The following is a 24,011-nucleotide window of genomic DNA, read 5'->3' on the forward strand; positions in this document are numbered from 1 at the left end:
CGATGTTTTCCCTCGGAGTGCCGATGTTCCTGATGGGCGACGAAGTTCGCCGGACGCAGCATGGCAACAACAATGCCTATTGCCAAGACAACGAACTGAGTTGGTTCGACTGGGACGACCTCGAACGACATGCCGACGTACGACGTTTCTTCGCACTCTTATGCAAACAACGCAGTCAACGCAGCATGTACGTCGAGAATCAACGCGTCAGCCTTGTCGACATGCTACGCGAGGCACAAAAAGCCTGGCATGGTGTGAAGCTCAACGAACCCGACTGGGGAGAAGACTCGCACGCGGTCGCGTTTGGCGGAATGCTTAAACGACAGGGGCTCATTTTTCATCTGATTCTTAACGCCTACTGGGAACCGCTGCAGTTTGAACTTCCCAATTCCAACAATAATCCCTGGCGCCGATGGATCGACACATCATTGGATTCCCCCGAAGACATCTCTCCTTGGAACGAGGCTCCCGAATGGAACCAGCAATCTTACCGGGTCGCGGATCGCTCGGTCGTCATGCTGTATAAGCACTGCGAGGGATCCTAAACGTTCACACCCCCAATCAGACTGCCGGAACTGCAGCATTGGTGCCCCCTGCATTAACGAATCGTTTGCGTTTATCCTAAGAATCTATCCGAACACTTCGCAGCCGATCGGCATGAGCGCATTTTGAAGTTTGATGGGTCCGATTCCAGAGGATGAACTCACCCGAGTTCATACCACCGAAATCGGGCGATATCGGCTACGTGATTATCAAAAACGCGCTAGCCGCGGTTCGTTTGGGACAACCGAGGCCAACGCCCGCTAGCTATTGGGTCTATCGAGGTTTTCGGGTAGGCTCGATTTCTGTCCACTTCTAGGCGGGCAGCCACGATTCTTTCGCAGCAGTGCATAGGTGAACCATGGGGTTGGTCTCAGACGTCATCGATTGGTTCTCCCCCGGTGAATTTGACGCTCATCAGGGACTCGAAGAACGCCGAGTTCGCACCCAGTTGTCTGCCACGGTTTTCACGGGAGACGCACGAAATTGGATTGACTACCTCAGCCAAACTCCCGAAGAACGCTACAAAAACAAGACACGCGCTCTGATTCGATGGGAACCTGAGAGCGAAACGCTTCGATTCGAACCTCTTGATGAAAACGCGGAGCCGCTAACCGACCTTCTGAACAAAACACATCGCGATGTTTGCAAACGACTCGCGAAACGGCCGATGCTATTGGAGAGTCTTCACGAAGCCATCTTTGAGAACGAGTCGAACCGAGAGAAGCCGCTCGAACTGCGACTAAGTTCGAAAATTCCCTCGCACGTGACGCGTGAGATGGGTCGCTCGACGACCTCCATCGTTTGCAACGCGAACGAAGTCGCCAAGATTCAATCACGTGTTGCAGATTGCGAATCCAACGACGAACGTCTCGGTTACACATTGGCATTGCATGGACGGATCCTCTCTCGGCTGGCGTACAACAATCACCCGCGAGATCGTTTTTTCGAAAAGATACGTGTTGTCGCACAGTCACTGCCACTGCTGACACCGCTGCTCTATGAAGGGATGTCGTATGGAAGGCTCGTTCCGACCAAAGCCGGCAAAGTCAACGAAAAACTGATCAGCAAACAGACCGGCATCCCGCAAAATCACCTGATCGACGACCACCCGTACTTCCGGATGCTCAACCGACTCGGTTCGATGCTCTTCGACTACAAACTATTCAAAGAACACGAGGACATCGTCGAACTCGTTGCTCGCGAATATGTTGACGAGAAATACCTGCGGCTCGGGATCAGCGGCATCATGCCTGACGTCACTGACACAATGCGGGCAATGAAATACAAACGAAAGAAGGACCGTATCCTGACCGACGCCCCGGAAATCGGCAGATATGGCATCCTTAACAAGAGCGACAAGAAGGCGTGGAATCGAATAGCCAAGCCGATGAAATCGATGGGCTACACCCTGTTGTCGCAACTCGGTTCAGGAGAATTTGGCCGCGTTTACGACGCGCTGAACCAAGCCAATCCATCACTGCCGCTGCGTGTCGCGATCAAAGTCGACCGGTCTGTTAAGGAAGACGAAGCGAAGTCGATCCGTGACTCAGCGTCGATGATTCGTATCGGCAGAGACCTCGCCAGGTCGCCGCACATCATCCGACTGTTCGATGCCGGACAAATTCCGGGAATGGGGAACAACTACCACATTCTACAGCGAGTCGATGGAGACACGCTGGACAACCTCATCGGTGTTACCGGACGAGAACACTCGAGCTTCATGAACAAACCGCGTCCCGGTCGAGACGAAAAATCACGACGCGAGGACTATGAACAACGCATTAAGGAATCGCACGGCGAAGGTTGGCGACGGGAACGCATCACGCTGCCGTTCATCGCACAGCCCAACCTGCTGCAATACGCAGAACTGCTGACCAGCATCCTGCTATGGGTCGAAAAGGTTCACGAACTCGGCTACGCGGTCAACGACCTGAAGAACGGCAACATCATGGTGAGCCGTCGCGGTCAACTCAAAGCAATCGACCTTGACTCCTACGGAACGATTCACGAACCGCTGGACAAGATTTCGGACTTTCTCTTTTTGTCCTCGAGCTTGCTGCTCGGCAGTATGCGACATCGAAACCGAACCATGTCAGCCTTGGAGGTGGAAAAGCTGTTGCGTTCCCCTGACGCACTGCGGGAGGTCCTCTCCAGCGAACAAATTCATGACGAATCCGGCACGCCGCAATTTGGGAGACTCGCTCATCAAGAGTTCGTTGATTTCGAAGTCGATCTTTTGCACCGATGCCGTGGACGCAGATACATCGACGATCCGAATGAACTGAGCGCGGATATCGATCGGTTAATCCGTATCAAACGAGACATGTCAACCGACGAACTCGTCCTCGACTAACCAAGCCCGCAATCCGTATCCATTTAGCACGACAAATCTGCCACAACCCGTAGCGAAAGTCGCCAAGACTTTCGGCGTCTTCGACCGCTTGCCGAAACTCTTGGCGAGTTTCGCTACCCCGCTAAATTCGAAAATTTGACGTGCCGAACCTGCGACCCTGGATTCGACAAAATTCAGCCCACCGAAACCAGACACCCTCGTCACATCACGTTGAATGCCGCCGATAAACGCCCCATCCTACTCGTAGGCACCCTGCATTTTCGCGACGACCTTGCGCGTAATACCGCGTGGAATGAACCCCGTTGAGGTGACCAACAACCGGTTCTTCCATCCTGGGATCACAACGTCTTCGTTCGCTTGGTAGCCATCGTACCCCGACTGCGCGACTTGGGCGGCAGACATGGCTTGCGTGGAGAACGACTTCAAACGTCCCATTCCGGAATCTTCGCCAAACCCAGTTTCAGTCGGTCCGGGTTCCAAACAGGTCACGTGCAATCCCGTGCCGTGCAGCTCCTCGCGAAGCCCTTCAGTGAACGACAACACGTAGGCTTTGCTCGCGTAGTAGACCGACATGTTGGGTCCCGCTTGGTGCGCCGCGATCGAACCGATGTTCAACACACCGCCTCGACCTCGTTCCAACATCGACGGTAGCAACCGACGCGTTAACCGTGTCAGCGCGACAACGTTTACCATCAACATGTCGGTTTGCCGGTCAACCGACAACTCGGAGAATTTCCCCAACGCACCAAACCCAGCGTTGTTGACGAGATTGTCAACATGGATATTCCGTTCATTGAGTTGATTGCACAGTTGATCGATCGCGTTGGGATCCGACAAATCAGCCACGAGGACCGTGGCGCTGACGTGACATTCGTCTTCAATCGAACGAGCTAGCTCGACGAGTTTGTCTTCGCTACGAGCAACCAAGACGACATCATCGCCTCCCTTCGCAAAGAGTTGTGCGAGGTCTCGCCCGATCCCGGACGATGCACCGGTAATGAGTGTCGTTGGCATCATGTTTCTCCAAAGTTAAGTAAAACTGTGTTTGGTCTTCCGCGAATCAGGCAACTGGTCCGCGACGCCCCATCAACAGTCCTACCACGAACAGCACCAAGAACACCACGAAGAGAACCTTCGCAATCGTGGCCGCGGTCCCGGCAACAACACCGAATCCGAGCACACCGGCGATCAAAGCAACAATCAGAAAAGTCAAAGCCCAGCCCAACATGGCAATCTCCAAAATTGAAAGGTAATACCGCGTTCTCGTGACCATCACGATCCCGCGAAGATGGTTTCGTGCTGACGCGATTGCCATGCCAAAAAACGATGCCCGTCGCAAATTCGGCGAAACACAGGTCCCGAGAACACCGATTCCCGCTTAACGGCAGACCGAATGCGGGCAGATTGCTGGGATCGAGTGGCCTAAAAAGAGATGTCGCCAAACATCGGTGGCCTGAAATCTGTCAAATTCACCTGCCGCGACCAGACACGTGAATTATCAGACCGCTTTTAATTGAGAAGACGGGGCTTCGGAAACGCTTTTACGCAACCGCATCCATCGGTTCATATCCCCAACCCCGGAGTTTGCCGGCGGCAAAGGCATGGAACCGATCTTCCTCGATCGCTTGACGCGTTTGACGCATCAAGTTTCCGTAGTACGTGAGATTATGATGCGACAACAAAATGGGGCCTAACATTTCATTGGCGTTAAAGAGATGCCGCAGATAACCGCGGCTATGTCGACATGCGAGGCACGGACAATCTTCCATTATCGGACGGGTGTCTTCGCGATGGACTGCGTTGCGAAGCTTGATCGGCCCATCGTCAGTGAAGGCTAACGCGTTGCGGCCATTGCGGGTCGGCATAACGCAATCGAACAAATCGATCCCGCGGGCAATGTTCTCGAGTAAGTCACGAGGGGTTCCGACGCCCATGAGATACCGGGGCTTGTCCACGGGCAGATGCACCGTGGTGACCGCAGTGGTCGCGTACATTTCCTCCGGTGCTTCTCCGACGCTGAGCCCACCAACTGCGAATCCTTCGAACGGCATCGTCGCGAGTTCGGTGGCACACTGACGACGAAGCTCTGGATCCAAACCGCCTTGGACGATCGCAAACAAAGCCTGCTCGGGACGGTCTGCCGCATCGCGACACCGCTTCGCCCAGCGGATTGATCGCGCCAACGCATCTTCGACAACAGCCTGCTCTGCCGGCAACGCGATCACGTGATCAAGCACCATGGCGACGTCGCTGCCGAGTGCCTGTTGAATTTCGATCGAGTGCTCGGGCGTCAACTCAATCTTCGAGCCATCGAGATGCGACCGAAATGTCGCCGCCTGTTCGGTGACCTTGTTCAGGGCCCCGAGCGAGAAGACTTGGAAGCCACCTGAATCCGTAAGGATTGGTCCATCCCAACCGCACATTTTATGCAGCCCGCCGAGCCGAGCGACGGTCTCATGACCGGGCCGCAAACGCAGGTGGTAGGTGTTTCCAAGGATCATGTCGGCGCCGGTCGCGGCGACTTGATCGATCGTCAGCCCCTTCACCGTGCCGACGGTGCCAACGGGCATGAAACCTGGGGTCTGAACGTCGCCGCGAGGCGTGCGGAACACACCTCGACGGGCACCGTTGCTTTCGTGTTGCAGATCGAAGCGAAACACTCCGATCAATCGCCACGCATTTTCAATCCGAGATCGCCGAGCTTCTCGCGAACCTCATTCAGACTGGTCACGCCGAAGTTCTTGCACTCGAGCATGTCGTCACCGGTCTTGCGAATCAGTTCGCCGATGGTGTTGATTTGCAATCGAGTCATGCACTTACGGGCACGCACCGACAGGTTCAGGTCCGCGATCGGCCGTTCGAGCAACGCTTGCTCGTCCGCGGACATGTGCGAAGTATCGATTGGCGGATCGTTGCTCTTCTTCTCGCCAGCGAACTGGCCGAGCGACAACCCTTTCTGAGACAGCATTTCGCGGATCTCGACCAAGCTGGTCTCGCCGAAGTTTTTACTTCCGAGCAATTCCTGTTCGGTGTGCCGAGTCAGTTCGCCGATGGTTTCGATGCCCATCTTTTGCAGACAGTTACGGCTGCGAACGCTGAGTTCGAAGTTCGAGACCGGCATGTTGAGGATTTGAGCCAAACGGTCGTTGCGGCGTTGGGCTTCTTCGTCGTAGAGCATGTTGCCCGTTGCCGACGCGTCCTTCATGTACAACGCGGTCCGCGGATGGCCGGGGAAGCAATCCAGGATTCGCTTGTAGCACATCTGTGCCTTATCGTACTCGTTGCGATCCTCGTACATCACGCCGAGGTTTGTCAACGCACCGAGTCCGGTCGGGAATGCTTTCGCGGCTCGCTCGTACAACTGCAACGCTTCGTCATCGTTGCCCAACCGGTCGTTTTCAAGAGCCAAACCGAACAGGGCACCGGCGTGATTCTCGTCGGTTGCGACCGCACGCTGGTAAAGGTTGATGGCTTCTTCCATGCGGCCACCGATTAACGCCGCAGTGGCGGCACGTTGGTACATGTAGTCGGCGGTTTGTTCGGCTGGTCCGAAGATGTCGTCGAGAATCGCCATTGCTTCCTCGATTTCGCCTGCGTAGCGTTTCGCTTCGGCGATTCCGATTTTGCACTGGTCTTCGTTGTAGCCGGAAACCTTGGCTTTCTCGTAGGCTTCGATCGACTCTTGATATTGACCGAGTTCGAAACGGCATCGAGCACCGTAGAACAACGCCATCGCGCTGCCGTCGGCCGACGACAATGTTTCCAGAGCGTCGCTGAACCGGCCCAGCAAGAACTGGCAGACGCCCATCTTCGTGCGGTTGGCGGGAGTCAGAGCGGTGTCCTGCTCCATCTCCTGAGTCGCATCTCTCAGTTCACTGAAATGGCCGTAGTTTTCAGTCACGGCCTTGCGGATCTCAGCGACGTCGTTCGGGCCGAACGCGTTGCTAGCCAAGACCATTTGTTTCAAGTCGAGCACTTCGAGATCGACTTCGCTCATAAGTGAGATTCCTATACGGAGGAGACTTCGCGAGAAAACGGCGACAAGTCAGCCAATCAATCGACGAACAGATTTTACGGATCCAGAGAGCAGGAACGCCCCGAGAAAGACACTGCCGAGAAGATCACGCCCCGACACAATGCGGGGAACAGTGAATCGACAGGTTTAAGCCAGCGGCCGGATTTGAACCGGCAACCCTCGCATTACGAATGCGATGCTCTGCCAATTGAAGCTACGCTGGCGACTGTTTCGGACAGATTATCGACATCCCGGCGAACACGTCAAGCGGTCCCTAAAACCCCTACGATCACCCCTCGCATCGCACCCCTCGCCCCCCACGCCGCCGGACCGCTATGGAGCTTATTAAAAATTTCACACAAACGGCCACATCCCCCTTGCCAAGCCAAAGTGGAATCTTTACTCTTCCACGCCTCAACGGCACCCCTAGCTCAACTGGATAGAGCATCGGTCTACGAAACCGAAGGTTACTGGTTCGAATCCAGTGGGGTGTACTCCCAAGCCGACTGCAACCCGCAGCCGGCTTTTTTTGTGCGCCGACAGATAGCCGAAAGGGTCTCGCTCGTCATTTCGTGCGGACTAATTCAGGAGCGTTTCGGGGGCGGAGCAGATTTGCCTGCCCACCAAAACCTACAACCTTCACCCTCCCTCTGGGAGGTTCGAGCGAGGGGAGGCCGGAGCATGCAATCCAGCGCAAAACCCTCCCCGGCCCGAAGCGGGCCGACCCTCCCGGATGGAGGGTGAAGTCGCTGGTGTTGCGATCGCCGGAAAAGTTGATAATCGAATGGACCTTCCAATCCTGCCGCCCCCCTCTCGTGCCACCCACGCTTTGTTTGTTAAAAGGAAACGCCAACCGATGACTTGGAACCACTTTGCTTTCCACACCCGCGTTCATGCGGTTGCCATGCTCCTCGTTTGCTTTTCGACTGCATTCGCCCTGCCTTGCATGGCTGAGGATAGCCAACCTGCGAAACCGGCACCACTGACGACTTCGGATCCGAACGTGCCGTTGGAGGATTTGCAGGTGATGGTCAAACCGCTGACTCAAGAAGAGCTTGCGGTCGAAGCGGACGCTTGGTTTAACCTGCTGAAATCCAAAGCTCGGCAAATCGCAGCGGTCAAACTCGGGGTCCGCAAGACCAGCAAAGCGATCGTCGCTGAGGACAACGAGGTCGCGACCGAGTCGCTTGAAGAGGCAAAGAAAGTTCGGGCATTGGCCGACCGGGTCGCCAAGAACACCGAAGACAAAATCGTCCAAGCCGCACGGAACACAATCGACAGTGAACCGAACGAAGCTTCCCCCGATCCCGCCTCGGAAGCGCAAAGCGATTCCGAAACGACGGCGGACGCAGATGAAGCCACCACCGAGAGTCCGGCAGAAACGCCTGCTGAGCAAACTACCGATGCATCCGCACACACACCTGCCGAAGATGCCGCGGAGATGAAGACGCAACTGCTCGAAGACATCGCAGAACTGCAAGATCAACGCACCTCGCTCAGCGACCGACTCACCATCGTGCTCAATTCATGGGAAGAAAAAGGAGGCGACACCGAATCGTACCGGCAGTACATCACCGCAGTATCCGGAGTCGAACTCGATACAACCGATGCGGAAGCGGTGTGGTCAACGGTCGTTGGTTGGTTTGGGTCCAAGGAAGGCGGGCAGCGATGGGCGTGGAACATCATTAAGTTCGTACTGATCCTGGTCATTGCCTATCTGCTCTCGAAGATTTTGTCGGGCGGTGTGAACTGGTTGCTCGATCGCAAGATCCATCTTTCGCAACTCGCCGAACGCTTGATCGCCAACACGATCCGCAACGTTCTGTTGGCAGTCGGCTTCGCAGTCGCACTCACCGCGCTGGAAGTCGATATCGCGCCGATCATCGCGGCGATTGGTGCGACCGGTTTGGTCGTCGGTTTGGCATTGCAAGACACGCTCAGCAACTTTGCCAGCGGTTTGATGATTTTGGTGAACCGTCCGTTCGACGTCGGCGATGTAGTGAACGCGGGTGGTGTTACCGGCACTGTGCACCAGATGAACCTGGTCTCGACGACGTTTCACACCTTCGACAACCAAACGATCTACGTTCCCAACAATGAAATTTGGAACAACGTGATCACCAACATCACGGCGAACGACAAACGGCGCGTCGACATGGAATTCGGCATCGGTTACAGCGACGATTTCGAGCAAGCCGAACAGATCATCACCGAGGTGGTCAAAGCTCACGACTCCGTACTCGACGAACCTGAACCGGTTGTCGTGACACATGCCTTGGCGGATTCGTCTGTCAATATCGTTTGCCGTCCGTGGGCAGCGACCTCGGATTGGTGGAAGGTCAAAACCGATGTCACTCGGGAGGTAAAGCGACGATTTGACGCAGCAGGCATCTCGATCCCGTTCCCTCAGCAAGATGTCCACGTCTATCAAACCGCAACCTCCGAAGGCGACAAGTAGCCTACGTGTGAAACGAGTGTGCCCGGGCGACGAATCGTGCGGCGACAGCGAAACGCGGCTTACCGCGACTCACGTACTGCTCGGCGGCCTTCTGAGTGGTGCCCTTCTAACCAACGGGGCCGATATGCGCCGTCAATTCCGAAATCGCGGTGTTAGCGCAGTAGGCAGCGCCGGCGACAGTTAGTAAAAAATGCCGTGTATAGACCAGCGACCTCGCAAATATCGCGGGCATTCGTTCATCAAGGGCAACCGTTTCGCGGCATCATTTCCTCCCCTCGCATCGATGGCTTCTCTCGGATCGACGGCTTCCCTCGCGTCAACGGTTCGTTGGTGGCGGCCCGGTTTGCCTTTTGTGCACGGCGTTTGCCTTTTGTGCATAGCCGATCGCCGAACCGTCGCAAAAGGAATTTCGTGACCGCGATACGCGATGAAGTGATGCGAGATAAAAAACAGCCCGCGATCCCAATCGTTTCCCCACTACTTGAAGGCCACCTGAATGAAACCGAACACGTCAATCCAGCCATCTGATTTAAAAAAGAGTTTGGACCGGTTTTGGGAAGTCTCGGGCCAGAAGATCGAGTTGATCGATCGTGAGTACGACGCGTCGCAAGGTTCGCCGGTCTTCACCGTCGAAGGGAAATACACGACTCGCGGATGGACGGAATGGACCCAGGGTTTTCAATACGGCTCGGCGATCCTTCAGTTTGATGCAACCGGTGACGAATCATTCCTGAACATGGGAAGGCAAGCCACCGTTTCCAAGATGGCACCGCACGTGACGCACTTTGGCGTTCACGATCATGGCTTCAACAACGTCAGCACGTACGGCAATCTGTTGCGTTTGATGAACGAAGGCCGCATTCCCGAGAACGAGTGGGAACGCAACTTCTACGTCATCACGCTCCAGGCATCCAGCGCCGTCCAGGCCAAGCGATGGACGCAACTTCCCAACGGCGGCTACATCTATTCGTTCAACGGCCCTCACTCGCTGTTCGCCGACACAATCCGCTCGCTGCGTTCGCTAGCGGTCGGACACCAACTCGGCCACGCCGTGATGGGCGAGAACGATAAAAAGACCAGTCTCCTCGAACGCCTCGTTCAACACGCAAAAACGACCGCTGACTATGCCGTCTATTACGGCGAAGGACGCGACTACTACGACGAATGGGGCCGCACCGCGCACGAGAGCGTCTTCAACCTGAACGACGGCAACTACCGTTGCCCGAACTCGCAACAAGGCTTCTCCCCGTTCACCACGTGGACTCGCGGGTTGGCCTGGATCATGACCGGCGCCGCCGAACAACTCGAGTTCTTAAAGACAATCGACGACTCCGAACTCGAACCGCTCGGCGGCCGCGAATCGGTCGAAGCGTTCTTCGTGAAGATGGCCAAAGCGACTTGCGACTTCTTCATCGCCAACACGCCAACCGACGGTATCCCGTACTGGGACACCGGTGCCCCGAACCTATATCAACTCGGCAGCGATGTTTACGACCGAGAGTCGGAACCGTTCAACACAGCCGAACCGGTCGACTCTTCCGCAGCCGCCATCGGTGCCCAGGGGCTGATGCGACTCGGCCGATATTTAGGGGACGAGAAATACACGGCGGCAGGTTTGACGGTGATGCAGACGTTGCTGAGCGACAAATACCTCAGTCTCGATGCGGCCCACCAAGGTTTGATTCTCCATTCAGTTTATCACCGCCCGAACGGTTGGGATCACATTCCCGCAGGCCAATCGGTTCCATGCGGCGAGTCATGCATGTGGGGCGATTACCACGCTCGCGAAGCAGCGTTGTACCTGCAGCGATTGATCAACGACGATCCTTACTACACGTTCTATCTGCAGAAGTAACGACTCGCGTTCACGTGGTCCTGCGGGCGATCGCCGAACAACCAAGGTTCGATGAGCCATCAGGCATCGGACCGTTTTACACTCACCGCACCTGACGAGCGTAGCCGGGCAGATGAGTTCGCGGGTACGTTCTCATCCGCGTGGGCGATTTTAAAGACATCAACTCCCCGAAAGCAACAACATGAAAAAGAAAGTCGCACTCGTCACCGGTGGTGGCCGTGGTATCGGGTTGGGAATCTGCGAAAAACTCGCAGCCGATGGTTTCGATCTCGTCCTCAGCGGTCGATCGGATGCGTCCAAAGTCAGCGACGCGATCACGGCCCTCGAAGCGCACGGGGCGCAGGTTTTGTACTGCGCCGGAGACGTTTCGTCCGCCGATGACCGCGCCACAATGTTGGCTCAGATTAGAGATCGTTTCGGCCGGCTCGATGTGTTGGTTAACAACGCTGGGGTCGCCCCCAAAGTACGCGCCGACATCCTTGACGCGTCAGAAGAGAGTTTTGAATGGGTGATGAAGATCAACCTGCAAGGCCCGTACTTTCTCACCCAAGCGTGTGCGAACTGGATGATCGAACAGAAGTCATCTGACGAATCGTTTGCAGGCTGCATCATTAACGTCGGTTCGATCTCCGCGACCGTCGTCTCCCCCAACCGCGGCGACTACTGCGTCTCGAAAGCCGGGCTCGGGATGATGAGCTCTCTGTTCGCTGCACGCCTCGGCGAATTCGCGATTCCGGTCTACGAAATTCGTCCAGGAATCATCAAAACCGACATGACATCGGGCGTGACTGAGAAGTACGACAACCTGATCAATAACACGGAACTGTTGGTCGAAAAGCGTTGGGGCCTCCCCGAAGACATCGGCAAACTCGCCGCCGCGATGGCTCGTGGCGACATGCCGTATGCGACCGGTCAAGTCGTTTACGTCGACGGCGGCCTCACACTGAATCGACTTTAGATCGCTTGAAGATTCAGGTCACCGTTGCCGCTCGACTTCGGGATTTCGAACTCAGCCGATCGTTGTTAGCCATGGTTCGCATCCGACGATCCGGGCAAACCCCGCCGGCATATTAGTTGATCGAGATTACCGGAACGCTTTTAAAATCGACGGGTGGCAGCTTTATGTCCCGTTGGCGACCGGAATGATCGCTTCGGCGGTGCGGTCATCGACGACGAAGTACCCCAGATCATCGCCGGTCGCCTTCGCACGAATGAGCCACACCTCACCGGGACGCGACTTCTGTTTGCCGCGTGTTCCCGCGTCCACGGAAATCTTTGGGATCACCGTGCCGGTCGAATCGACCAAGCAAACCTCGACGGCAACATCTCGTCGATTCGTGAAGTAGATCGAGAACGCATTCCCGTCTGGCTTGGACACCGGAAGGTCAGAACCGTCACTCGGTTTCCATTTCAACTTCGCGAGTGAGTCGACTGATGGCTCGACGCGTTCATGGAACTCGGTCGGAGACAAAGCCCGGAACTTGGCGAGCAACTCGCTCGACTCCGGATCGGTCGCGAGGTTTGTCCACTCGTAGCGGTCGTTTACGAAGTCGTAGAGCTCTTCGCTGCCGTCGTGGTAGTGGATGTACTGATGCGTTCTTCCGTTGACGCTGTAACTGCCCGGTTTCGACAAATACGTGATACTTTGATGGGGCCATTCGGGGCCACTTGGGTCGTCGAGCAGCGGCAGCAAACTCGGCCCATCTATCTCGGACTTATCAGGCAAACCACACAAGTCAACCAAAGTAGGATAGAGGCTGAGAAGGTTGACCGGTGCGTCGCAAACAGCTCCGGTTGGCGTCCCCTTCGGCAAGGTGTTGGAGACTCCTTTGGGCACTCGGATCATCAGCGGAACTCGGGTGACCGCGCGCCATGGCGTGTATTTTTGCCAGTGTTCTTTCTCGCCGAGTTGCCAACCGTGATCGGACCACAACACGACGATCGTGTTGTCGGCATGGGGACTCGCCTCGAGCGCGTCCAACACACGCCCCAACATCGCGTCGGCGAAATGAATGGACGCGAGATAGCCCTGGATACCTTGCTTCCACTGACCTTGCTCGACGATGTGTGCGAAGTATCGGTTTCGGGCCGCAGACGCACCAACGGCCGGAACGTCATCCAGATCGTCTGCCTTGTATCCGGGAGGCAGTTCAATGCGATCCAACGGGAACGGTTCGAAATACTTCTTCGGCACAAACCATGGTTCATGTGGTCGGTAGAGCCCACACGCGAGGAAGAACGGTTTCTTATGATCCTTCGCCAACTGCTGCGACACATAGTCGGCGGTCGCGTAATCGCCACCGAACTCTTCGTCGGTCACGTCCAATGCTGCCCAGTCGGTATCGACGTATTGCCATGGGCCGCCGCGTGGCAGACTCGCGGGACGTTGAGTTGGTTCAGCCGATCGCGGCAACGGATTTTCGGTCGACTTCGCCGGGTAGTACTCATCCCACGATTGTGCGTCGATGAAATAGTGCAACATCTTGCCTGAACCGGTTGCGAAATAACCGTTCTCGCGGAAGTACTGAGGGATCAACACCTCCTCCGGCATGATCTCTCGCATCTGCTGCCGGTTGTCATACATTCCGCTGCGGTTAGGTGCTCGACCGGTAAAGATCGCCGACCGACATGGGTTGCACGCGGGTGCGGGACAGTGCGCGTTGTTGAACAACACACCACTCTCCGCGAGCCTATTCAGGTTCGGCGTGATCGATTGAGGGTGCCCACCGAGGCACTCGATCCAATCGTTGAGATCGTCCATCGCGATAAAGAGAACGTTCGGCGGAGCGTCCGCGAGCGAATGTCGCGAATCCAAAACGCCGAACAGCAGCACGGCCCAACAAATCGCGAATCTCAATCTCATCCGAGGTGCCTCAATTCAGTCGTGGTGGAAACGGTGGCGTTCCAATTCGTTGAACACAACGCGCCGGAGCACCGAACCGGGCGTCGTTGAGAATCGACAACGAAGACCAATTCACCAACGACGCGGCCAACAGGTTAGACGTATCGACACCCCGATGATTGTCGATCTGTGCGTGATGCAAGTGAAGCCGCGCACAAGCCCGGATTCCGGCGAATCCACCTACGCGGATCAGACTGTGGAATGCTCGATCGACTCTGCGACACCATTCCGCCTGCGGATGGATTCGCATCGTTCATGGGGAGCAACCGTCGATGCAATCTCGACAGCTCGCGTTTGATCGTTCAAACGCCAGCACAGAGAACTCTCCCTTGCAGGCAAACAGCGGCAACTCGCCCACCGCTAAACAAAATCTACTAGGATAGAGTGCCGAGCGTGACGCGGCAAAAGAGATCCGACCGCGATGCCCCGGCGCACGGAAAATTGTTCGCGTGAAGCCTATCTGAACGTCAACTGAAACTCAGTTGAAGCCCGACACACCCTGCCGTCCTCCCCTCCACGTCATCGTAGTCCCACCATTGAGGCCAATTATGAAGCGAGCCATCAACGTCATCACGTTCGCCGCCTTGTCACTTTGGTTGACCGTAGGTATCCCCAGTTCGGCAGCGACCGAGTCGGCCGACTCGACTCAGAATGTTCGCACTGAACGTCCAAACGTTGTTGTCATCCTGGCGGACGACCAAGGATGGGGCGATCTGAGTCTTCACGGGAATCCAAACTTAAAGACGCCACACATCGACTCGCTCGCCCGCGACGGTGCGAACCTGAAGAACTTTTACGTCTGTGCGGTTTGCTCACCAACACGTGCGGAATTCTTGACCGGACGCTACCACAGCCGGATGGGCGTCTACAGCACGTCGCAAGGTGGCGAACGCTTCCATCTCGGCGAACGCACCATCGGCGAAGTGTTTTCCGACGCCGGATATCAAACTGCTGCCTACGGAAAATGGCATTCGGGAATGCAGGCTCCCTATCATCCGAACTCGCGTGGTTTTGCCGACTTCTACGGTTTCTGCAGCGGTCATTGGGGCAACTATTTTTCTCCGATCCTCGAACACAACGGCGAGATTGTTCGTGGCGATGGATTCCTGACGGACGACCTGACCAACCATGCGATCGAATTTATCAAGAAACATCGTCAGTCCCCTTTCTTCGTTTACCTGCCGCTAAACACGCCTCATTCGCCTATGCAGGTTCCCGATTCCGATTGGGCTCCGTTCGCTGATAAAGACATCGTTCCCGACCCGCGGAAAGAAAACGCCCGGCGAGAAAACCAACAACATACCCGCGCCGCCCTGGCGTTGTGTGAGAACATCGATCGGAACGTTGGCCGTTTGCTGAAGTCACTCGAGTCTCTTGAGATCGCGGACAATACCGTGGTAGTGTACTTCAGCGACAACGGGCCGAACGGTCGCCGTTTCAATGGTGGGCTGCGGGGCCAGAAGGGATCAGTATACGAAGGAGGCTTGCGTTCGCCCTGTTTGATTCGATGGCCAAAGCAAATCCAACCGGGGACCGAGATTGAATCCGTCGCCGGTGCGATCGATCTGCTTCCGACGTTGGCCGCGTTCTGCCGAGCCGAAATTGGCGAGACGCGTGGGCCACTCGATGGCGTTTCATTTGCCGATCAACTGACCGGCCGATCCGAACCGCACGATTCACCACATCGTGCATTGTTCTCGACTTGGAAGGGACGCGCGTCCGTCCGCACGCAGCACTACCGATACCACCTGGACGGAACGCTGTACGAGATCTCGAGCGACCGCGGCGAACAGAACGACGTCGCCAAAGAGCACCCTGTCGTCGTTGCGCGGTTGAAAAAGAAGCTTCACCGGTGGAGAGAAGAAACCGCGTCGAACGATCGGCGTGATCACCAAGAGCCTACCTTCCCGGTCGGTCATCCCGACAGCGAGTGGACCCAATTGCCGGTGCGCGACGCCACCGCAACGGGCGCAATCCGACGCAGCAGCCGACACCCCAACAGCACCTACTTTTCCAATTGGACAAACGCGGACGATACGATCCGCTGGGACGTTGACGTGATTGCCGAAGGCAGCTTCGACGCGGAACTTTGGTACGCCAGCGACGAACAGGCCCTCGGAACCGAACTGACGCTCTCGTTCACACCCAGCGATTCCGACGAAGCCGCCTCCCCGTCGACATCAACCGTTGTCAACCAATCGACTCCACCGGGGCACGTCGCCACCGACTTCGACCGCGTGGCACGAACCGAAGGCTACGAGAAAGCTTGGCAGCAACTCCCCATCGGCCACCTGACATTGCCATCCGGTCACGGGACACTCCAACTAAGTGCCAGCAAAATTCAAGGCGACCAAGGCATCGAGATTCGTTTGCTAACGCTACGACGAAAAAAGTAGTGTTCCCCCACGTAGCTCGGTCTTTCCAAGACCGAGAACCGCCACACGTCCTGCCGCATTTGTTTCCACAAAAGAAGCTCCTGCGAGGAATCCAAGCAACGGCGGTGTCGAGATGATTTCGACACGCGATTGCTGGGGTCATTAAAGCGGTTCCGCCGAATCAACTCCCTCGACCTCAAGGGATGTCCGTCTTGGAAAGACGGACCTACGTGAAGACTCTACTCTTCATCTATCACGCGAAATACATGCGAACAGCTTCCGCAACGTCGGTTCTCGTTCGTGCCTGTCGCCACATATAGATACGCTGGTTGGTTGTCGATGCTAAGCAATTGCGGGCGTTCGAGACGGCCGGAAAGGTCTCCTCGGTGCACTGCCGCGTTCTGGAGTTTTTCTTTGCCGATGTAGTGAGTCAGATGCTCAAAGGATCGCCTGACCTTGTTCTTTTCGAACCGAAATCCATCCTTCGATGACCACCAAAGGCCTCCGCCGTGCGATCCTTTCTTTCCGCCGAAGTCTCGAGTCAAGAGATGCACCGCATTATCGAATTCAACTGCGTACGCATCTTCGATCCCAAACCACAGTGGGGTAACCGATTCGGGATGGTGGATGTATGGCCCCTCAAGCGTATCCGACACCGCAACCCCGTACGTGTAGGAACCACCGCGCGCGGACACGTTCTTATTGACAACAGATTTGTTGTAGAGAAGGTACTTTCCCTGAAACTTCAAAAGCGTTGGGTTGGAAACACCGAGTCGCGCCGTGTAGTTCCAGTCGCTCGGCACGTCTGATTTCCGCAGCATCGTACCATCAGACTCTGCACCTGCAGCGGGCCGCCAGTCATCATCCAAGCTATCCGCGATCAACATCACAATGCGCTGCGTCTTGAGCTTATTGTCTTCGTTCACAATAAAGCACAGAACGTACTTGCCATCGATATGTTTGACCGTGGGATTGTGCGGCGAGTTGAAGCGGCCATCGCGATCGGATACCGCAACGCGAACGAACTCAAACGGCCCTGCGGGATCGTCACCCACGTAGTGTGCGATTTCGCAATCTTTGTACCAGCCACTGAAGTTGTTTTGGGTGTTGATGGGCCACTGCGCGACGAAGAGATGGACTCGCCCATCTGGCCCGATCACAGGTGATGCTCCCCAAATATGCATTCCCTCCACTTCCAAAGCCTTGCCAAGATATTCGAACCGATAATCCGAATGCGCGTTGGGTAACCACACGAAATGACACAGAGCGAACACAACCATTGCCACTCGACGCAGCGTCGCGTTCCCACGTCCGCGCAATCGGGAAGTTAGCTGCCGCGTTGAGATAGCATCGATGCCAGACTTCGGCTGGCTCGTATCGTCAGTTTTCATTGCTCCGATCCTGTTCCGGCTGCTTTCTCTTCCTGTTGCTTTTCCCATTCTTCCAATTCTTCTTCCGCACCTTGCTGACCTTCCTCGATTCGACGCTCAATATCTTTCTTCTGGATGTCGGCCTGCATCTTTTCAAACTCCTCGATCGTCATACCACCACCCTCGGTAATCAGACTTGGCTTGTTGTCGCCGCCACAGCCGATGGAAAACTGAAGCATAAGAAGAAGGACGATACTAAGAGCGGTACGCATATTTATTTGAGACATCAGAAACACGTAGGGACGAAAGGACGGCTCGTTCGTTTGTCGAACGAACCATGAAATGCACGCGACCGAGTTTCCAGACAGCAACCGTCAGTACTGGCTTTGCGGTGCCGAATGATCGGTCGCGTGTTCTTGCATGGCATGAGAACCAAGAACGATCCTCATGCCACATCAACAGCGAGAAGTTTACAGTTCTTCTTGGATGACTTCTTTGGACGCTCGGGTGCCGAGAGCTCCCCAAAGACCGTACGGACTCTGCGACCCAGGAGCACTGGTTCCTGTTCCCAATTCAGCGACAGGGACGGCATTCTGATTGCCGGAGTCGATGGAATCGGTCACGAACTTCACCGCACCGTCTCCCAACAAAACGTGACAACCACCCGCGTGCCTACTGCTAGGCGACATAAAACCGTTACGACGGACCGCGGTATTCACGCCGACTGGATTGCTTCGCGTCGTACAGAGTGGGCTGTTCGGTGGCGACAGGGTGTTCATACCGCTGCACAACGGAACGCCGCTTGCCCACCGGAACCCACGCATCGCGGTGATGTTGTGTTCGGACAATGCTTGGACGGCGACGCCTTGCCCTCTCCAGAAACTCGGGCGAGTCGGATCGATATCGTCGTTCAGGTTACATTGATTCGGAAACCCTACCGGAGTCTCAGCCTGTCCGTTGACATTGTTGATCGCACGTAGCGTGACGTCAGGATTGTTCCCCAAAGGAGTCGTTCTTACGTCGCGATCGCCCAAGTCGGTGGCGATTTCTCCCGCCATGATCGTGTTCGCCAACCCGTCGAGAACATCGCGGAACTTCATCGTTTGTCGTGGAACGAACATCCCCCGCTGCGCCGCGCGGGTTTGCGTCACCAGCTGCGATGCGGTGTTCAAGTGGTTGTTATACGCTCCGGCGGCGCCCATGAATGGACTGTCTCCGAGGCAGGCGGCGTAGTTCGTTCTTCCGAATGAGGGAAGCCCAAACCCGGGATCACTCGGGCAACGCAACGTTGGGATTTCGGTGAGATACGGCGGATACTGTGCGTTTTGGGGAGTCGGCCCAAACGCGATCCAAGGCAGCGTGGCGTTTCCGGGAGTCGCGGATGCATTGCCGTCGACACGCATCGCCAGCGGATTGGAAACCTGCTCCCACAAGGCTTGGGCTTCGAAGAACGGCAGCAATCCAACGAAAATACTGTGCCGCATTCCGTTGCACAGCGTTTGCGAGTTAACACCGTCCCCGTTCACTCCGGGCCGATCGGTCCCCGACATGTGAGTCGGAAGCTGGTTGTAGGCGGAGTGGTAGTTGTGAACAGCCAAGCCGATCTGTTTGAAATTGTTGCTGCAGCTCATTCGTCGAGCCGCCTCGCGGGCAGCCTGAACGGCGGGCAGCAACAAGCCAACGAGAACACCGATGATTGCAATCACCACCAGCAGTTCCACTAGCGTGAAGGCAACTCGCCGGCTGGCCGGCCGAGCGATCTTTGAACGATTACACATGCTCTTCTCTCTACTAATAATTTTGAGGGATATGGATCGTCGCCCTCTCAACGAACGCAGCCAGCTCGCGCAACTGCGGAAACTGGGCCAAAACGCGGCACCAATGACACGTCCGGCAGATCGCCGAGAAGGGCAGACAATCAACTACTCGCGCGAGCTTGGCGGTTCTTAACAGCAGGAAGAAATTTTTTCCGAATTAGTTCCTAAAGCAGCCAGCGATTCCCTTCGAGCCCCCAATTGAGCGGCGAGATCGCACTGCAGCCGTAGCGAAAGACGCCAAGTCTTTCGGTGAGTCGTGGGGGACCGCCAAAACTCTTGGCGAGTTTCGCTACCGGGAGGGATAGGGCGTGTTTGATCCGTTTAGCTGGACTCGCCAGAATTCAGGGCACCGAAGGCCGGCGCCCCTCCGAAGTCTGGCGACGTCCTTTTTCAACTGCGTTCTCTCGAAGACCAATGGTCAGCTCGCAGTTGCACTTCACCACCGGATGTACGCCGGTGCGCTAATCCAGAGAAGATGATCAGCGGGCACGAACACTGCGAGCGGGCTACAAAGAGCTACCGTTCGGTTCTTCGATCACCTCAATCCATGGCGGAAGACTCCGCAGAACCTTCGCTGGCAATTGGTCCTTGCCAACGATGACCGTCCTCAAGCTGCGGATCGCACGAAGGGGACCGAGATCGGTCACCGGAGTTTGTCGAATATCGACCTGCATCAGGTCCAACTCCGCCAACTCGGATAGGTCGTGGATTGCCGTCTCGCGAAGATCCAACCGGATCGGACGCAGCGACTGCAACAGATTCACCTTCACAACAGCCGACAACCGGTCGAGACCGAACTGGACCGTTAAACGTTCGATCGGACCGTGCAACCGGATCGATTGCGAGGATGGCAAATAGGTAACTTCAATCCCCGGCAAGCTATCGTTGTTGATTCGCACCCATTGCGAAACAATTTGCGTTCGCTCCTCCATGCTCCGTGGGAAACGTTGATCGAGCTCGATCATGCGATGCACCATCGCGATCCGCCTCCTCCGCTTCACGAGGTCCACCAAAAGGTCGCAAAACTGCTCCGCCGGTAGGTAACCTTCTTCGTTGCACTGCGATGCGTATTTACGGGCCAAGACAGCGAGATCGCCGTCCACCTTTCTGCCGTCATCGAGCAACCCTACCGCGGCGGCGAAGTCTTGCGATAGGAAGTGCAACCAAAACTTGTCCCGCCAGAGCTGCGGATTGTGTTCGGGCGCGTCCGCGACGAGGTCATCGTAATGTTTGATCGCCATCTCGATGGCTTCCGAGTAACCCGATCCCGAAACGAGAGCGATATCACAAACCCGTCCCGTCATCATAGTAATGATGGACTGTTCCCTTTTCTTATCGAGCACCTCGGCTTCGTTCTTCTTCTCCAAATACTTTGCCAAAGAGTCTTCCGCAAACAGTCTTGCTTCGTCCGCTTCCGCCTTCGCAGCGAGCGCGGCGAGGCCTGATTCCACCGCCTTGACCCGAGCGGCTTCTGCCATCTGGTGTCTCGTGTTGAGTTGCCAAACGAAGTATGCGATGAAGATCGCCAACGCCAGGGACGCGCAGAGAACGGTCATGCACGCCTCGCGGTGACGCCGCCAGAACAATCCCATCTCGCGAAACAGATTGGCACTTTCGACCGCAGGACTGAACCCGTTCAAACATCGAGATATATCATCGTGCAACGCCTGCGCGTCGTCGTACCTCGACGTCGGATCGTCCGCAGTCGCTTTCTTGATAATCGCGATCAATCCAGGATCCACCGTCCTGACATCTTTGACGTCATCAACGCATGGCTTGAGAAAAACGAGTTCATGCAAAACGCAGCCGAGAGCATAGATGTCCATGAACACGGTCTTCTTCGTCTGGCGTCGCTTTTGTTCAGGCGCCATGTAGGCAGGCGTGCCTCGAACGTCCACGAAGAGCGGTCCATACAGATCGGGGTCCAAGAGCACCTCCGAATCGCGGAGCCTGTTTTTGTCGGGCACAACGACGCCGAGTCCCCAGTCGCACAGTTTCGCGTCCCCAAACTCTCCGATTTGAATATTTCCCGGCTTAATGTCCAGGTGCAGAACGCGGCGTGAATGCGCATACGCGACCGCTTCGCAAATTCGCAGGAACCACCCCAACCGGGTTCGCAGCGGGAACTCTTCCGTCCGCTTTCCTTCTGACAAATCCTGAATGATCCCCTTGAGCGATTGGCCTCGCTTGAACTCCATCGTGAAGAACGGCTTGCCCTCTTCATCGACGCCGATGTCGAAGACATCAATCACACTCGGGTGCTGCAGCCGGGCGGTCAGGTGGGCCTCGCGCAAGAACGCATCAAAGTGTTCGTCACCGTGTTTGGCCAGAGGTCTCGCCAACGCGACGTGGCGAGCGGTCTTGGCATCGTAGACACGATAAACCTCCTTCATCCCTCCGCGGCCGGCAAATTCAGGATCGCTGTATCGGGACCGAATCTTGCGTATCGTGTTGTAGAGCGGATTCAAATCACCGGATGGATTCTCGCCTTGCCGCTCGTCCTGCTGGGCGTCAAAAGACGCGCGGTACAACTCATGTGCGACGGACCCGAGCCGGTCGCTTCGCCGGGATTTTCGGCTATCCAAACCACTCACCACTTTCGTTTCCTGCCATCGAACTTTGTGGTGAGTCAAAGCCTATTTTCAGGGTAGCCAAACTCGCCATGAATTTCGGGAGGGCTCGTGAATCACCCAAAGTCTTGGCAACATTCGCCACGGCCTTGAACCCTGATTCTTGATCGTGACGCACCACTAGCTTGGAAACTCCAGCATTTCGCGGATGACCTTGATTTCGTGTACCAAGCGCCGCCTGACTCGATTTTTCAAAACATAGACGCTATCGACGTGAATCCCAAGACTCTGGCCGATATCGGCAGCCGATTCGCCCTCGACACTGCGCAAGAACACCTCGACGGCGTTCCCGGAAAAGATCTCGTCAATCCGCTCCATCGCGAGATCCACCAGGTAGCGTTGCCATTCGTCTTCGATCCGTTGTTCGATGTCCGACGAGTCCCCGGCGAGGCTCTCTAAGATACTGCTCTCCGCAAACGAAACACGTTGTCTCCGCATCCGTTTGCGGTACTCACTCACGGCCGTATTGCGAATGATACGCGTCAACCAAGTACGGAATCGTGCGCGTTCGTGATCGGGTTGAAAGTCGACGAGACGCCCCCAAAGGTGAGCCAAGACTTGCTGGCAAACATCGTCTGCCTCGCCTTCCTCCACTCCCATCGCGCGAAGGGTTCGCCGCACGAACGGCTCGTAATACTGAAGCAATTCCTCCCACGCCGATCCGTGTGCGTCCGCCTGAGCCCGTCGCAAAAGGGATTCGCGGGTCGCTGATTCGCCGGTCTCTTTTGAATCCAGCGTACTCATCCGCCTATTCTCGCTCTGTAAATGAAACGCTCGCAGGGATCGGCAGATACAACCGTCATCGCCACGGCAAATGCATCGCTACGCAAACGAGCCAGTATAACTGCAACGATGAACCCATCCGAAAAATCACCAGCCGCTCGGCGTCAGCCATGTCACACGCCAGGGCAACCAAGACGACAGCAAATTAGCTTATCGAGGTTTTCGAATCGGTTCCCAACCCAGGATGGTGAGACATTGGGCACCATGTCGTCAATCCACCCTGCGGGCGAGACTCCGCAATGTGAGCGAGATTCCGCAATTTGAACCAAAGCTATGCGAAGTCCGCGACGGGCACTTCCTCGGCGTCTTTGCGATCCTGATGAAAAACCGATGCCTGGATCTCGCGGATTGATTCGACTCGATCGATTCCAACACCGGACGGGTGGTGAGTCCTCAGACGGGGCTCGTACTCGGTTCCGTTTCAACCGTCGCTCGATAGGTCCAAACCGCCGCCTTGTGGGCGGGGGGTAGAGGTTTGTTGATAGCCAGCGACGGCGCGACGTGCTCCTTCGCCACGCATCAATTGCTCGCCGATCTCGTCGCGGCTGGTCGTCAGCGTTTCTTGACATTTGGCTTCTCGGGCGAGCAACTCTTGGTGCATCGTGTTGCACGCTTGGTTGCGTTCGCGGTGTGCCTGCGAAACAGTCGGCTGCGTCTCGAACGAGTCGAACTCTCGTTTGAACTGATCCGACGTCGCGACGAACAGTTCGATCAATCGCTGCTTCACCCCGAGCAATCGCATCAACTCGTTCATATGCCCTTGCTCGATCGCCGACTCCTGCTGGGTCGTCAGGTCGAGCAATTGGCTCAACTGCTCGTATCGGGTGTCGATCGTTTGCTCAAACTCTGCGATGGTCGGCATCGATTAGCCTCCGAGGTGCGCGCATTCCAGGCATCTAGTTGCCAGGCA

Annotated in this window: 16 protein-coding genes, 2 tRNA genes and 1 pseudogene; 7 read left to right on the forward strand and 12 right to left on the reverse strand. The window is 56.1% G+C overall.

Features of this window, described 5'->3' with window-relative positions:
• Positions 1-545: pseudogene (locus RSSM_RS13200) on the forward strand (glycogen debranching enzyme); the annotation flags it as partial.
• Positions 546-901: 356 nt separating this feature from the next.
• Complete coding sequence (locus tag RSSM_RS13205) at positions 902-2,896, forward strand: serine/threonine-protein kinase (protein WP_008679347.1); 1,995 nt, start codon at positions 902-904, stop codon at positions 2,894-2,896.
• A 237-nt stretch (positions 2,897-3,133) separates the two neighbouring features.
• On the opposite strand, the gene RSSM_RS13210 is transcribed toward RSSM_RS13205, so the two are convergent.
• The 5 genes from RSSM_RS13210 to RSSM_RS13230 form a co-directional block, all read right to left on the reverse strand.
• Positions 3,134-3,910, reverse strand: coding sequence for an SDR family NAD(P)-dependent oxidoreductase (locus tag RSSM_RS13210; protein ID WP_144059782.1), 777 nt, complete (start codon positions 3,908-3,910; stop codon positions 3,134-3,136).
• A gap of 46 nt (positions 3,911-3,956) precedes the next feature.
• Positions 3,957-4,211 (reverse strand): DUF1328 domain-containing protein, encoded by a 255-nt coding sequence (locus tag RSSM_RS13215; protein WP_052336045.1) that lies wholly within the window; start codon positions 4,209-4,211, stop codon positions 3,957-3,959.
• A 226-nt stretch (positions 4,212-4,437) separates the two neighbouring features.
• The gene (gene tgt / locus RSSM_RS13220) at positions 4,438-5,556 is read right to left on the reverse strand and encodes a tRNA guanosine(34) transglycosylase Tgt (RefSeq protein ID WP_008679355.1); all 1,119 of its coding nucleotides are present in this window, start codon (positions 5,554-5,556) and stop codon (positions 4,438-4,440) included.
• Between the two features lie 5 nt (positions 5,557-5,561).
• Complete coding sequence (locus RSSM_RS13225) at positions 5,562-6,893, reverse strand: tetratricopeptide repeat protein (protein ID WP_008679357.1); 1,332 nt, start codon at positions 6,891-6,893, stop codon at positions 5,562-5,564.
• 168 nt (positions 6,894-7,061) lie between these two features.
• A tRNA-Thr gene (locus RSSM_RS13230) sits at positions 7,062-7,135 on the reverse strand.
• 196 nt (positions 7,136-7,331) lie between these two features.
• On the opposite strand from RSSM_RS13230, the gene RSSM_RS13235 reads away from it, so the two are divergent.
• The 4 genes from RSSM_RS13235 (at position 7,332) to RSSM_RS13250 (ending at position 12,182) form a co-directional block, all read left to right on the forward strand.
• Positions 7,332-7,405, forward strand: a tRNA-Arg gene (locus RSSM_RS13235).
• Positions 7,406-7,767: 362 nt separating this feature from the next.
• The gene (locus RSSM_RS13240) at positions 7,768-9,369 is read left to right on the forward strand and encodes a mechanosensitive ion channel domain-containing protein (RefSeq protein ID WP_008679359.1); all 1,602 of its coding nucleotides are present in this window, start codon (positions 7,768-7,770) and stop codon (positions 9,367-9,369) included.
• 496 nt (positions 9,370-9,865) lie between these two features.
• Entirely contained in the window at positions 9,866-11,224 is a 1,359-nt protein-coding gene (locus RSSM_RS13245) for a glycoside hydrolase family 88 protein (RefSeq protein WP_044302476.1), read from the forward strand.
• A 181-nt stretch (positions 11,225-11,405) separates the two neighbouring features.
• Positions 11,406-12,182 (forward strand): 3-ketoacyl-ACP reductase, encoded by a 777-nt coding sequence (locus tag RSSM_RS13250; protein WP_008679369.1) that lies wholly within the window; start codon positions 11,406-11,408, stop codon positions 12,180-12,182.
• A gap of 162 nt (positions 12,183-12,344) precedes the next feature.
• Here the strand turns inward: RSSM_RS13250 and RSSM_RS13255 are convergent, their stop codons facing one another.
• The gene (locus RSSM_RS13255) at positions 12,345-14,087 is read right to left on the reverse strand and encodes a sulfatase (RefSeq protein ID WP_008679370.1); all 1,743 of its coding nucleotides are present in this window, start codon (positions 14,085-14,087) and stop codon (positions 12,345-12,347) included.
• Positions 14,088-14,674: 587 nt separating this feature from the next.
• Here RSSM_RS13255 and RSSM_RS13260 point away from each other — a divergent pair.
• A complete protein-coding gene (locus RSSM_RS13260; RefSeq protein ID WP_008679375.1) occupies positions 14,675-16,522 on the forward strand; it encodes an arylsulfatase in 1,848 nt (615 codons plus the stop codon).
• Between the two features lie 218 nt (positions 16,523-16,740).
• On the opposite strand, the gene RSSM_RS13265 is transcribed toward RSSM_RS13260, so the two are convergent.
• The 6 genes from RSSM_RS13265 to flgN form a co-directional block, all read right to left on the reverse strand.
• Complete coding sequence (locus RSSM_RS13265; protein ID WP_144059783.1) at positions 16,741-17,892, reverse strand: glycoside hydrolase family protein; 1,152 nt, start codon at positions 17,890-17,892, stop codon at positions 16,741-16,743.
• The gene (locus RSSM_RS13270) at positions 17,889-18,158 is read right to left on the reverse strand and encodes a hypothetical protein (protein ID WP_144059784.1); all 270 of its coding nucleotides are present in this window, start codon (positions 18,156-18,158) and stop codon (positions 17,889-17,891) included. Before RSSM_RS13270 ends, RSSM_RS13265 begins: the two co-directional genes overlap by 4 nt.
• 183 nt (positions 18,159-18,341) lie before the next feature.
• The gene (locus tag RSSM_RS13275; RefSeq protein WP_044302477.1) at positions 18,342-19,649 is read right to left on the reverse strand and encodes a DUF1559 domain-containing protein; all 1,308 of its coding nucleotides are present in this window, start codon (positions 19,647-19,649) and stop codon (positions 18,342-18,344) included.
• Between the two features lie 545 nt (positions 19,650-20,194).
• The gene (locus RSSM_RS13280) at positions 20,195-22,321 is read right to left on the reverse strand and encodes a serine/threonine-protein kinase (protein ID WP_008679385.1); all 2,127 of its coding nucleotides are present in this window, start codon (positions 22,319-22,321) and stop codon (positions 20,195-20,197) included.
• Positions 22,322-22,438: 117 nt separating this feature from the next.
• Positions 22,439-23,062 carry an RNA polymerase sigma factor gene (locus RSSM_RS13285; RefSeq protein WP_008679387.1) on the reverse strand — a complete coding sequence of 208 codons (624 nt, stop codon included), beginning with the start codon at positions 23,060-23,062 and terminating at the stop codon, positions 22,439-22,441.
• Between the two features lie 460 nt (positions 23,063-23,522).
• Entirely contained in the window at positions 23,523-23,963 is a 441-nt protein-coding gene (gene flgN, locus RSSM_RS13290) for a flagellar export chaperone FlgN (RefSeq protein WP_008679388.1), read from the reverse strand.
• Between the last annotated feature and the right edge of the window lie 48 nt (positions 23,964-24,011).

Source organism: Aporhodopirellula sallentina SM41, assembly GCF_000346505.1.
Taxonomy (GTDB): Bacteria; Planctomycetota; Planctomycetia; order Pirellulales; family Pirellulaceae; genus Rhodopirellula; species Rhodopirellula sallentina.

Coding starts and splice junctions, on each gene's coding strand:
- RSSM_RS13240 (WP_008679359.1), top strand. CDS start 7,768: ATGACTTGGAACCACTTTGCTTTCCACACCCGCGTTCATGCGGTTGCC.
- RSSM_RS13285 (WP_008679387.1), bottom strand. CDS start 23,062: ATGAGTACGCTGGATTCAAAAGAGACCGGCGAATCAGCGACCCGCGAA.
- RSSM_RS13205 (WP_008679347.1), top strand. CDS start 902: ATGGGGTTGGTCTCAGACGTCATCGATTGGTTCTCCCCCGGTGAATTT.
- RSSM_RS13260 (WP_008679375.1), top strand. CDS start 14,675: ATGAAGCGAGCCATCAACGTCATCACGTTCGCCGCCTTGTCACTTTGG.
- RSSM_RS13265 (WP_144059783.1), bottom strand. CDS start 17,892: ATGAAAACTGACGATACGAGCCAGCCGAAGTCTGGCATCGATGCTATC.
- RSSM_RS13255 (WP_008679370.1), bottom strand. CDS start 14,087: ATGAGATTGAGATTCGCGATTTGTTGGGCCGTGCTGCTGTTCGGCGTT.
- RSSM_RS13250 (WP_008679369.1), top strand. CDS start 11,406: ATGAAAAAGAAAGTCGCACTCGTCACCGGTGGTGGCCGTGGTATCGGG.
- RSSM_RS13275 (WP_044302477.1), bottom strand. CDS start 19,649: ATGTGTAATCGTTCAAAGATCGCTCGGCCGGCCAGCCGGCGAGTTGCC.
- flgN (WP_008679388.1), bottom strand. CDS start 23,963: ATGCCGACCATCGCAGAGTTTGAGCAAACGATCGACACCCGATACGAG.
- RSSM_RS13210 (WP_144059782.1), bottom strand. CDS start 3,910: ATGCCAACGACACTCATTACCGGTGCATCGTCCGGGATCGGGCGAGAC.
- RSSM_RS13225 (WP_008679357.1), bottom strand. CDS start 6,893: ATGAGCGAAGTCGATCTCGAAGTGCTCGACTTGAAACAAATGGTCTTG.
- RSSM_RS13215 (WP_052336045.1), bottom strand. CDS start 4,211: ATGGCAATCGCGTCAGCACGAAACCATCTTCGCGGGATCGTGATGGTC.
- RSSM_RS13245 (WP_044302476.1), top strand. CDS start 9,866: ATGAAACCGAACACGTCAATCCAGCCATCTGATTTAAAAAAGAGTTTG.
- RSSM_RS13270 (WP_144059784.1), bottom strand. CDS start 18,158: ATGTCTCAAATAAATATGCGTACCGCTCTTAGTATCGTCCTTCTTCTT.